The organism is Pseudoprevotella muciniphila (assembly GCF_003265305.2).
In the GTDB taxonomy this organism is placed as follows: Bacteria; Bacteroidota; Bacteroidia; order Bacteroidales; family Bacteroidaceae; genus Alloprevotella; species Alloprevotella muciniphila.
Window position 1 is genome coordinate 426,817 of record NZ_CP033459.1, and the last position, 12,345, is coordinate 439,161.

Sequence of the window (12,345 nt, forward strand, 5' to 3'; positions counted from 1 at the left end):
TTTTTCTCATTTGACAGAATTGTTCATGTATAATGAGAATAGTCCTCTACTTTTCAATAGTGGGTTATTTCTATTCTTATTTGCAGCGTTTGCAGGGATATATGCACTGCTAAAGAACAAAACTTCAGCAAGATTGTTTTTTGTTATTTGTTTCTCTTATTATTTTTATTACAAGTCAAGTGGATTCTATTTTTTCCTTTTGGCTGTAGTATCTTTATCTGATTTTATAATAGGTAGTTTTTTGGGCAATGTAAAGCGCCAAACTTTCCGCAAAATGCTTGTAGCATTAAGTTTGATTATAAACCTCGGTCTTTTGTGCTATTTCAAATACACAAATTTTCTTGGTGAAATTTTTTCAAATGTTTTCCATGATGGTAAATTTCAGCCCTACAACATATTCCTTCCTGTAGGAATATCTTTTTTCACCTTCCAGTCATTAAGTTATACTATTGATATCTATCGGCAACAAATCAAGCCTCTGATAAATCCTTTAGATTATTTCTTCTATGTATCATTTTTCCCTCAATTGGTAGCAGGCCCTATCGTTAGAGCGAAGGATTTTATCCCCCAAATACGTAAGCCACTATATGTTTCTCGTGAAATGTTTGGGCATGGTCTTTATCTTATAATGAGTGGACTTTTCAAAAAAGCAGTCATTAGTGACTATATCAGCATAAATTTTGTTGATAGAATTTTCGACAATCCTACGTTGTATAGCGGTGTGGAAAATTTATTTGGAGTTTACGGGTATGCACTTCAGATATATTGCGACTTTTCGGGCTATAGCGACATGGCTATTGGCATTGCTTTGCTCCTTGGTTTTACATTCCCTCTAAACTTTAATTCTCCATATAAATCAGCATCCATAACTGAATTTTGGAAAAGATGGCACATATCTTTGAGTTCTTGGCTGAAAGATTATGTATATATATCATTTGGGGGTAATCGGAAAGGTAAAATCAGGCAGTATATCAACCTAATGCTAACTATGCTTATTGGTGGTCTTTGGCACGGTGCCATGCTTAAGTTTATACTTTGGGGCGGCATACATGGATTAGGACTCGTTGTACATAAAATCTGGATGTTCATAACACGACAACAAAAAGGTGGAAAGAACCTTCCCTTATGGCGCCGAATTCCTGCGATATTCATTACGTTCCATTTTGTTTGTATTTGTTGGGTATTTTTCCGAGCGGACAATATGGACAAAGCCTTTATGGTGCTGTCACAAATCGTAACATCTTTCAATGCTCAAGTTTTTGTGCAAATGATTACTGGTTATTGGGGTGTTTTCGTTCTTATGCTAATAGGCTATATTACGCATTTTATGCCTATACAACTTGTAGCAAAGGTTAGCCGTACCATCCAACTATCGCCACTATTTATTCAGGCTCTCTTGATTGTACTAATTACTTACATTGTTATTCAGATTAAAACCGCTGATGTACAACCTTTTATCTACTTCCAATTCTAAAAGTTGCTTTGCTTTTATTGGGGTATGGTTTTCTCATTGGCAATCTTTCTACTGCCCCAAGATACTCTGTATTTACCTGAAATTCAGAAAGAGTAAACTTCTTTAATGAAAAGAATTACAGATTTACATTTGATGGTGAAATTAAATATGTAAATTCGCAGTTAGAAATTTAAGAAATTTGTAGTTTATCATGAAATTAATAATATCAGATGAATTGACATCTCGTTGGCCTAAACTCAAAGTTGGTGTGCTGACTGCAAAAGTCAAGAATTCACCAACTTCATCAGATTTGTGGCGGGAAATATTGAACGAGGTGTCGTGCATTCGTTCAAAATATGATACGACAACCATCAAGTTGCGCCCTGGAATTGTAGCGACCCGAAATGCCTATAAGGCAACAGGAAAAGACCCAAGCCGTTATCGCCCTTCAAACGAACAACTGGCACGGCGCGTAATACAAGGCAAGGAACTTTATAGTGTTGACACACTCGTTGACATAGGTAATTTGGTGTCCCTGCGTTGCGGATATTCTATTGGTGTACTTGACTCTCTTAAGATTGTTGGTGATGTTGTGTTGGGAATCGGCCATCACGAGGAGCCATACGAAGGAATAGGTCGTGGCGTACTAAACATAGAGGGATTGCCTGTTTACAGGGATGAACAGGGTGGCATCGCAACTCCTACAAGCGACAGTATGCGAACAAAGATTTCTTCTGAAACAGTCAACATCTGTGTTTTCTTCAATGGTTATGATGGTGACGAAGGAAACATTGCTTTAGCCATCCAATTCATGCAGTCGCTATTAGAGAGATATGCCGAGGGAAGAGATTTTTCATCCACCATTGTGAAATAAGATTATCCAAACACCATGGGAAACATTCCAAACTTAAAGGACATAGTCCTTCGCGATACTCCATTCGCCGATTTAATGAACCGGAGAGTTTTCAACATTTTGCTTCTTGCTACTAAATATGATGCATTTATGCTCGAAGAAGATGGTCGTGTGGATGAAGAGATGTTCAATGAATACACCCATTTAGGTCTTCGCTATCCTCCTCGTTTTGCTCAAGCAAGCACGTTGGAAGAAGCGGAAAAGATGCTTAGTGAGCGTAATTTTGAACTAATTATCGAAATGCCCAACATGGACAACATCGATTTGACAGCCAATGCACGTAGCATCAAGGAGAAATGGCCACAGATTCCAATCGTGCTTCTGACCCCGTTTTCGAAGGAAGTCAGTAAGCGTGTGGCACGCGAGGATCTCTCTTGTGTGGAATACGTGTTTTCATGGTTGGGCGACTCTGAGTTGCTTTTGGCTATAGTCAAACTGATGGAGGATAAATGGAATGCTCCTCACGACTGTGCTTCTGTAGGTGTTCAGATTATTCTTTTGGTGGAAGACAGCGTGCGATTCTACTCCTCTGCATTGACCCACTTATTCCGATATGTGCTTGAGCAGAGCCAATATTTCGCAAAAGAAGCCTTGAACGATCAACTCCGTACGATGCGTATGCGAGGAAGGCCTAAGGTAATGTTAGCCCGCAGTTATGAAGAGGCTCTGGGCATCTATAATTTATATAAAGACAATATTCTGGGCATCGTCAGTGACATGAGCTTTGCAAAAGGCGGCAAGAAAGAAGAGAAGGCCGGTCTTGCTCTTGGTGAATATATCCGCAGAATTGATGAACACCTTCCAATCATTCTCGAATCAAGCGAAGACGAAAACGCTATTGTTGCAGACAAATTGGACGCAGACTTTATAAGCAAAAACTCTAAGACCTATCCGCAGGACCTGAAGCAGGCAGTGAGAAAGAACTTCGGTTTTGGAGATTTCATCATACAAAACCCTGAAACGGGCGAGGAATTGATGCGCATGAAATCGCTCAAGGATCTTCAGCACCACGTTTTCGAAATACCAGATGATGCTATGCGTTATCATCTTACAAAGAATCATTTTTCCCGTTTCTTCTTTACACGCGCCATGTTCCCTCCAGCAGTAATCTTGAAGGAGGTCAGTGTTCAAGAATACGTTGACATGGATGAGGCGCGCCAGTTGGTATTCGACCTCATTATGAGTTATCGTCGTATGAAAAACGAGGGTGTGGTTGCTATTTATAGCCGAGACATGTTTGATGAATACAGCCATTTCGCCCGTATTGGCAAAGGCAGTCTTGGCGGCAAAGGTCGTGGTTTGGCATTCATGGGTACTATGGTCAAGCGCTACCCAAAACTTGAGAGTAAAGATCTTGCTGTAAACATACCTAAGACTGTAGTGGTCTGCACGGATGTTTTCGATGAGTTTATGGATCAGAATAACCTTTACCCTATTGCATTAAGTGATGCAAGTGATGATGAAATTCTTCAGGCTTTTGTAAATGCCACTCTGCCCCTACATGTCCGAGAAGACTTAGCCTTCTATTTCAACACCTTGCATTGTGCAGTAGCTGTACGCTCTTCAAGCATTCTTGAAGATGCTCATTATCAACCTTTTGCCGGCGTTTACAGCACTTATATGGTACCTGTTGACCCGAACAACAAGGACATATCGTTAGAGAGACTACTAAAAGCCATTAAGGGCGTCTATGCCAGTGTATTCTTCCACGATAGCAAAGCCTATCTTACTGCAACACAGAACCTCATAGACCAAGAAAAAATGGCTGTAGTTCTTCAGGAAGTTGTCGGAAGCATTCACGATACGCTCTACTACCCCACTCTTTCCGGTGTTGCGCGTTCGCTTAATTTCTATCCTGTAGGTGAAGAAAAGGCAGAAGAAGGCATTGCAAGCATTGCTTTCGGACTTGGTAAATATATTGTTGATGGTGGACTTACTCTAAAATTTTCGCCCAAACACCCACGCCATATTTTGCAACTCAGCACTACAGATTTTGCACTACGCGAGACACAGCGTAATTTCTACGCGTTGGACATGGAAAATGAGGTAAACGAGTTTGATATTCACGAAGACTTCAACCTAAAAAAAGTCAGTATTAAGGACGCCCCATTGGACAGCACGCTGAAATATGTTGTTTCTACTTACGATCGCGACAGCGACATGATTTGGGATGGTTATTTTCCTCATGGACGCCGTATTATATCGTTTGCAAACCTTCTTCAAAACGACTCTCTTCCTCTTGCTCCGACCATCAGCAGATTGCTCGAAATAGGACAGAAGGAAATCGGTCGTCCTGTTGAGATAGAATTTGCGGTGAATGTCAATCCAGAAACAGGCACTGGCACTTTCTATCTTCTGCAAATTCGTCCCATCGTGGATAACAAGGAGCGCATAGAAGAAGACCTTGGCATTATTGATTCGAACAATACCATTATCAGTTCTACAAAAGTATTGGGTAATGGCATAGTCAATGATGTTTATGACGTTGTTTATGTGAAATCCGAACTTTTCGATGCGACCAACAATCCACGCATAGCAGAAGAAATTGTCAAAATTAACGAGAAACTGCTTTCAGAAGACCGAAACTACATTCTCGTTGGTCCGGGTCGTTGGGGTAGCAGCGATCCATGGCTTGGTATTCCTGTGAAATGGGCTCACATCAGTGGCGCCAGAGTTATTGTGGAATGCGGTTTGCAAAACTATCAGGTTGACCCCAGTCAAGGCACACATTTCTTCCAGAATCTCACATCGCTTGGGACAGGTTACTTTACAATAAATCCGTTCCGCGATGATGGGTCGTTTGATGAAGACTACCTCAACAGTCTGCCGGCAGAAGAGGAGACAGAATTCGTCAGACTCGTTCACCGTGAAAAGCCTTTCGTTATAAAGATGGACGGCAGAAAGTCTATTGGAGTTGTCATGAAATAAGCCATACTTTGCTTTATTATTTCTAATTTATAGCAATTTCATCAACTTCCATTTTTATTTTTCTGCAATTTCCTATAAGATTTCTGTATATCTGATTATCGGAGAGCAGTTGTTCATTCCCCACTATGAACATCTGCTTTCTTGCTCTCGTAATTGCGACGTTGAGTTTTCTGTCGATTATGACGTCGCCACTTGTCTGAACATTTGAAAGCGTATCGAGTTGATATCGTCTTGAAATCGTAGTACTGAAGAAGATAAAATCCCTCTGACTTCCCTGAAAGCACTCTACAGTGTCTATTGTAATGTCTTCGTAATCGGGAACTTCCTCTTTTCTGAGTTCATTTCTTACAGCCCTAATTTGATTTCTAAAAGGTACGATAATACCGACCTGTTTAGGTGTGTATATTTCCTCCCCGTTTCGCTCATAAAGATTTATCAGACTTTTCAACAACTTTGCGACCACCTTTGCCTCGTTTGTATTGACTTTTACGTTTTCTACTATTTCGGGCGGACTGACATTTACAAACCCCATTCTTGTTTCAGCGATAAAGCGTTCTGTTTGCGACTGGGTTTTATTGAGATTGAGATTTTCCTTTTGGTGTGGGCACGGCACTTCTTCGAGTCTGCCTTCATAGAACACATTGCTTACGAACTTACTGATTTCCGGGTGCATTCTTCCTTGTTTATTCAGTAGTGCCGTAACACCTCTCCAATCATACTTTTGCTGCAGAATGCTCAGGCGTTGGAAGAAAGAATTGCGCAGGTTGTTAAGTCCAATCTGCTGCAGTGAATCCATTTCCACCTTTGTGTTTTTTTCTGATTGCACTACTACTGCGGGCAGTTGCTTGTGGTCCCCTATCAAGATAAACTTAGGTATGCAGACTTTTCCTCGTGAATTCTGCACTGAGAGTAATCCCACTATAAATGGTTCAAGAATTTGTGATGCTTCGTCGATGACTGCACATCCAATTGATTTCAGTTCAAAGAGTTCCGGTTTTCCGCTAATTGAAAGCACTGTTCCCACATAAATGTCCGTAGTTTGAATTATTCTCGCCGCATCCTGTCTTCTGTCACATTTTTCTACTCTTTTGCTCAAGAGCCTCTTTCTAAATTCAGGGGCACAAGCATGTTCATTCCCAATCCTGATATAGTTGGCATTTATTCCATCAAGCATACCACAGATTTCATCAACTGCTCTATTGGTATATGCCATTAGAAGCAGTGCTTGACCGTCAGGAGAAGTTGCAACAAACTCTTCTGTAATATTCTTTAGTGCTACACTTGTTTTTCCCGTTCCAGGAGGTCCTACAAGAAGGAAATAATCTTTCGCCTGCATAACCTGCAACACAATAGAGTTCATTTGTTCTCCATATTCTCCCTTTAGACGAATATTCGGGTTTGTTTCGGGTTTTCTTAGTCCGAGCAACAACTCTTGGCGACTTTTTTCTGTTCTCAGGAGTTGGAACAACCCTCGGAATGCCGTATTAAAAGAACTGTCTGTGTAATCATGTTCTATAGCATATAAGGCATCGGCGGGAAAGACTTCGGAATTTCTTTGGGGAAAAGTCAAAGCAAGTTCTATCTCATCAGTTCTTAAATTCACGATGTGTGCCCTAATCAATTGCTTATTGAGCACATTGTCTTCATTCTTATTCCGTTGATATACTTGAACTATTTCTCCACTTCTGAAATTGGGTATAAAATCATCATCGTAAGCAGGTATTTGGAAAACGATGTTTTCAACAGAATCATTTCCTTTTGTTTCCTTTATTTTCAGATCATAAAGTATGTCGCCCGTCAATATTTTCGTAGTGAAGTCGGCATTCCAGACTCTTGCAAATCCTCGACTTCCTCCCTCTCTCATGTCGCTTGTTTTGCTCATGAATTGTTCACGAACAAGGAATGTCAGATACTCGCAGAAATAATCTTTCAACACTCCTTTCATTTCTTTGAGTGGTGTTGTTATTTCAGAGAGACGAGGCTTCAGAAAATTATTGTATAATTTATCATTTATCTTATTTTCGTTAATAACATCTTCTCTGATATATGGCAGATATTTCGAGAAGTTGCCTTTTCTGATTGCCTGAAGCATTTTCACGATTCTGTTTCTGAGGAACATGATTTCTGCTACTGCTTCTGCTGAGTTACGTTCCTCATAAATCACGGGGTACTTGCTATATAAGAGATAACTTTTAATTTTGTCGCGTGGTATAAGGAAATTATAATGCAACATTTCAGCATAGAGCGTCATTTGCATCAAATTGTCCTTCTTAGGTTTTACTGGCTTACTGTAAAATTCTTCGGCTTTTCCACTTTTGAGTTCTATAAGACTTAACCTGTCTGACGACATGATGTCATACCTTCCTCTCAGCCCTAACGCTTCACAAATAAATGATGGCTCAAGAATGATTTCATCGAGTTTGATATTTACATGCCGGCTGCCGAAGTTTTGGTGTACTATTTTGTATATATTAGCGAAGTGCCGTTTCGTATCTTCAAAAAAATCAGTATTAGTTTCAGAAGAAAGAACCAGATATTGAAGAGCGAAATCCCTAAAGTTTTTCTTGCAAGCATCAAGATAGATCTGCTTCTGTTCACTCTTTTTTGAGTTGACGATATCATCTACAAACTGGTTAGCCAAATTTCCAAGCAGGAAGAAAATTTTTGTGGAAACCGGTTCAAACATCTTTAGCAAATAATTGAACGGATGATTTCCATAATGCATCATACAACCTGCAAGTTGGCTGACATCAATAAGAAAGTCCGGTTCAAAGATGATGAGCCTTGGCTCATATTTTCCATCAGATACTTTAGTATCTATCAAATTAACCGTCATGCCTGTTTCGAGGATTTTGAAAGTTTTTGAAGTTCTTTCGTTCGGAACGACAGTCCATTCATCGCCATCTACAGTAGAACAAACAAAGTTATCTTTATTGATTTGTTCTACTATGGCTCTTTTTTTAAGGTATATCGCCTCTATCTTTTGGGTTTCTCTTTTTTCTGGCACGTAAAGATGTGCCAGATTTGACGGTACTTTTGTATGATAGAGTTGTGCTATAAAATGAGAAAGATGTCCGCAATCCCTTGCAAATGTCTGCTCATCGGGCAACATTTCGCCACGAAGCACTAATCTTATCCTTCTTCGAGCAAAATCTATGTCTCGCTTATCAATTTTGTTTGCTTGACAGACGGCATTAAGTTGTGAAAACAACCCTGTAAATGATGTATTGTAATCTTCTGAAAACGAATTGCAAACACGTTGAAGTAGTTCGTTTAGTTGATAATACTTTGAGCGCAACGATGTTTGTTGTCTGGTGAGTTCCTGTATTTCGGAAAATAAAAGCGTTGGCATGTTGTTATTCTATATTAGATTATGAGTTACACCTCAAATCGTGTCTTCTTCCTCTCCTTTTATGGACAGCCTTGAGTCGTTTGGGCCAAGAATAACCGTATTCTTGGTAAATCGATTTGTAGTGTTGTTTTTATTGCCTGCATTTCCTGTTACTACCTTTTGAGAAAAATCTGCCTTGTTGTTTGTGTTGGCATTTGGGGATATTATCCGGGCAGTATCGTTTGCCAATACAGCGGTTTGGTTTTCTATTTCTATCAGGTTTGGAATGCTCATGCCTATATCACCGACATACTGTTTCCATCTGGACAGTACTTTCACGACGTGATTAGCCGTTTCATCTCCTAACAAGAACCCATCTTTGACAATCGGGTCATGATAATACGCAGGTTCCTTCAGATGAAGTATATAGAAACTGACATCATCCCAGTTCTTTGGATTCTTGCCATTCTTTTGTGCAAGCGCCATAGCATCTCGCACGTGTGCACTTCCACCATTATATGCCGCAATAACATATTTGATTCGTTCTTTCCCTGTAATGTCTTTAAAGTCCTCATTGAGTGCGGCAATTATTTTACATCCCAATTCTATATTCTCTCTTGGTGCAAGATACTCTTTTACATTGTATTTCTCTGCCGTTGCGGGCATTATCTGCATCAGTCCCCTCGCTCCTGCTCCACTTATGGCATTAGGATCGAAACCTGACTCTTCATAGCACAATGCTGCTATAAGATGCCAATCCCAACCTGCCATATCTGCGTTTGCCTTAAAATGTTCATCATAGATGGAAATGACGTCGTCTTCAAGCGATATATAAGGGGGTATTGATTGTTTCCTTACTTCATGTCGCTTTCTGAGACATTGTATCATTACATTTTCAAGACTATCCCTCAACGCGTCCGAATACCATTCGTTGAGTACTTTCTCAAACTTAGGCTGATTGTTTCTTATAGCCCAGGACAAGTGGCTGACAGAATCCTTCGACCCTGCACTAGTCAGTTCTGCGCTATCGATGACTGTCGTCGGGACGAGTGTTGCTATTATATCTGCATTTTTTTCTTTAAGGATGTTTATCATCTGGGTGGTGTCTTCCGCCAAATTCACCTGTAATTCCAGGCCATTATCATCGGCAAAACTCTGCACCAATGCTAATTGTATTCCCATGACTGTATCGTCGATTTCCTCATAAGAATCAATGCCTCGTGTCATGGTTACGACAAGTTTACCACTTTCGAGGATTTCGTCCCAATCGTAAATATTCTTTGCCTCTTGTTTTTGCACCTCTTGTTTTTCGTTGTCATCTTTGTCTTGACGAGTATAATAATAAATACATGTACCAATGATGCATAGAAGGATAACAGCCAAGGCTAAATAAACAATCTGCTTTCTTTTCTTCTTATTATTATTGTTGGCAGCATTGTCTTTGTTGTTGGCAGGATTGCCTATTTCATCATTCTTGTTATCAGTCATATTGACTTTTTGCTTCACGTCTTTCTGTGAAACATTGTCATCCATGTACGGGGTTTCTTGTTCCATTATAAGAATTTGGTTCAAAATTATGCGCGAAGGTACGGCTAAATGTAACAATAATAAATACTTGCATCGTTAAATTATTATAAATTTCTTCTTCAAAGATATTTGTCTACACTCATTATCAAAATAAATGATTAAGTTTGCAATCATAAATCCGGACTGCGTGAACAGAGCATTTATTCTTCAACTCCATCCAATCATTGTCAAAGCAATTCTATCTTTGCTTATGGTTGTTTTTCCGGCTGTCTGCCATGCCTACGATTTTAAGGCAGAGGTGGACGGGGTAACTATGTATTTCAATGACAAAGGAGATCGAAAGGTTGTCCTTACCTATGAAAGTAGGCAGTTGGTATTTGAAGACGGCTCATTTGGTGATTTTGTTGAAGGTTACACTCAACTATCATTCCTTACCATTCCGTCTTCTATAGAATATAACGGCAACACGTATTCCGTTGTTGGGATTGAATCAGGGTGCTTTCAGAATTGCAATTTCAAGAGATTGTCTTTACCACATTCCATTACTTTTATCCAAACCACTATAGCATCATTGGACACCTTGTGCATTGAAGACGCTGCGGCATGGTGTAATGTGAATGGAGGTTATAAGATGATGGAAAAGTCGAAGTTTGTATTATCAGGTACTGAGCCACTGATCCATATAGATTTATTGAGCGCAGACACTCTTACGAGCATACAACCGGGTGCATTCAAATCATGCACCAGTTTGGAGTCCGTTTCATTACCGACATCCATTAAGACTATCGGCAAAGAGGCTTTCTATAATTGCAACGCTCTTGAAACAGTGAACATACAAAGAATAGACGTCTCCGTTGGCGACAAAGCATTCCAAAACACACCATGGTTAAAAAATCAGGCTGACGGGATGATTTACATTGGAAAAACTGCATATTGCTACAAAGGCAGTATGCCTTCGGGAACTTGTCTTTCCATTGATAGCGGCACAACCAACATTGCTTCATTTGCGTTTTCAGGATGCGCCGGTCTAATGTCTGTTGATGTGCCAGAAGGTGTTAAGGATATAGGAGAATCCGCTTTTGAAGATTGCACTGGATTGACAAATGTCACACTACCTTCTACTCTTAACACCATCGGAAGTTCTGCATTTTGTAATACTAAAATTTCGCACATCTCACTTCCTGATAATTTAAGCGTCATTCCTGCCTATTTGTTCTACAGTTGCAAACAATTGGAGTATGTTAAGTTGCCTTCGTCATTGGAACAGATTGGTAGCCAGGCGTTCCGCTATTGCACCAATCTACAAAGCATTGAGTTGCCTTCAAGTCTGAACACTATTGGCTTGAGCGCCTTCCGAAACTGTTCCAAATTGACCAACGTAACATTCAACGACTGCACTCCTGTCATTTCCAATTACGCCTTTCATCAAACAGGCAATTATAACAAAATCTCTGAAGGCATTGTTTACATCGGATCATTGGCATATTGCTATATAGGAACACTTGCAGACAGCACCAATTTAGAATTGAACGACGGAACCACATTCATTGGCGAACGTGCATTCACAAATCAGTCGGGCATCATGTGTCTGACACTTCCTAACAGCATAAAACGCATTGGGGCAAATGCCTTTAATGGTTGTAACAACATATCACACATTGAAAGTAAAATAGAGAACCCTAGTGAATGCTTGCTAACTTCCAATTCATTTACACCCTACGTTTTTACAAATGCACAACTGAATGTACCTTACGGCACGAAACATCTTTATTCCATACAAGAGAATTGGCGTAAATTTAAGTCCATTACTGAAGCCATCCTGACTGGTGATGCCAACGATGACGGCATAGTTAATGTATCGGACGTGGTTCTTCTGATTAACAAAATTCTTTCTGGCGAAGAAGTTGAATACACAGTTGACGATGTTGTTACGTGTATCAACGACATTCTTTCTTCCACATCCGACAAAACTGTAGATGACATTGTAGATATCATAAACAGGATTCTTGGCAGTAATATTCAGAAATTCAACAAGAAAGCGGCAGATTTGACAAATGACGGTGTAATCAACGTGTCAGACGTTGTTGGACTAATAAATGTGATTCTTGGCGAATAAAGAGACTTTCAACAATAAAAAGAGACTTTTTAAGTTAAATATTATAATACTAATGACTTTTGATGTCAGTTAGATCT

The 12,345-nt window shown here is 39.8% G+C and carries 6 protein-coding genes; 4 read left to right on the forward strand and 2 right to left on the reverse strand.

All coding sequences use genetic code 11. From position 1 onward, the window contains the following. Window positions 1–25 precede the first annotated feature (25 nt). The 3 genes from C7Y71_RS01815 to C7Y71_RS01825 all read left to right on the forward strand — a co-directional run bounded on the left by C7Y71_RS01815 (window position 26) and on the right by C7Y71_RS01825 (window position 5,294). On the forward strand, window positions 26–1,474 hold the full coding sequence (locus C7Y71_RS01815; RefSeq protein WP_111897924.1) for an MBOAT family O-acyltransferase: 1,449 nt from the start codon (window positions 26–28) through the stop codon (window positions 1,472–1,474). Window positions 1,475–1,664: 190 nt separating this feature from the next. Continuing rightward, on the forward strand, window positions 1,665–2,327 hold the full coding sequence (locus tag C7Y71_RS01820) for a B3/B4 domain-containing protein (RefSeq protein WP_111897767.1): 663 nt from the start codon (window positions 1,665–1,667) through the stop codon (window positions 2,325–2,327). A gap of 15 nt (window positions 2,328–2,342) precedes the next feature. After that, entirely contained in the window at window positions 2,343–5,294 is a 2,952-nt protein-coding gene (locus C7Y71_RS01825; RefSeq protein WP_111897766.1) for a PEP/pyruvate-binding domain-containing protein, read from the forward strand. Window positions 5,295–5,316: 22 nt separating this feature from the next. On the opposite strand, the gene C7Y71_RS01830 is transcribed toward C7Y71_RS01825, so the two are convergent. Further along, the gene (locus tag C7Y71_RS01830; protein WP_111897765.1) at window positions 5,317–8,646 is read right to left on the reverse strand and encodes an AAA domain-containing protein; all 3,330 of its coding nucleotides are present in this window, start codon (window positions 8,644–8,646) and stop codon (window positions 5,317–5,319) included. 33 nt (window positions 8,647–8,679) lie between these two features. Further along, window positions 8,680–10,179, reverse strand: coding sequence for a transglycosylase SLT domain-containing protein (locus C7Y71_RS01835; protein WP_111897764.1), 1,500 nt, complete (start codon window positions 10,177–10,179; stop codon window positions 8,680–8,682). Window positions 10,180–10,306: 127 nt separating this feature from the next. Here C7Y71_RS01835 and C7Y71_RS01840 point away from each other — a divergent pair, with 127 nt between their 5' ends. Next, window positions 10,307–12,268 (forward strand): leucine-rich repeat protein, encoded by a 1,962-nt coding sequence (locus C7Y71_RS01840; RefSeq protein WP_111897763.1) that lies wholly within the window; start codon window positions 10,307–10,309, stop codon window positions 12,266–12,268. Window positions 12,269–12,345 lie beyond the last annotated feature (77 nt).

Coding starts and splice junctions, on each gene's coding strand:
- C7Y71_RS01815 (WP_111897924.1), top strand. CDS start 26: ATGTATAATGAGAATAGTCCTCTACTTTTCAATAGTGGGTTATTTCTA.
- C7Y71_RS01830 (WP_111897765.1), bottom strand. CDS start 8,646: ATGCCAACGCTTTTATTTTCCGAAATACAGGAACTCACCAGACAACAA.
- C7Y71_RS01840 (WP_111897763.1), top strand. CDS start 10,307: ATGATTAAGTTTGCAATCATAAATCCGGACTGCGTGAACAGAGCATTT.
- C7Y71_RS01820 (WP_111897767.1), top strand. CDS start 1,665: ATGAAATTAATAATATCAGATGAATTGACATCTCGTTGGCCTAAACTC.
- C7Y71_RS01835 (WP_111897764.1), bottom strand. CDS start 10,179: ATGGAACAAGAAACCCCGTACATGGATGACAATGTTTCACAGAAAGAC.
- C7Y71_RS01825 (WP_111897766.1), top strand. CDS start 2,343: ATGGGAAACATTCCAAACTTAAAGGACATAGTCCTTCGCGATACTCCA.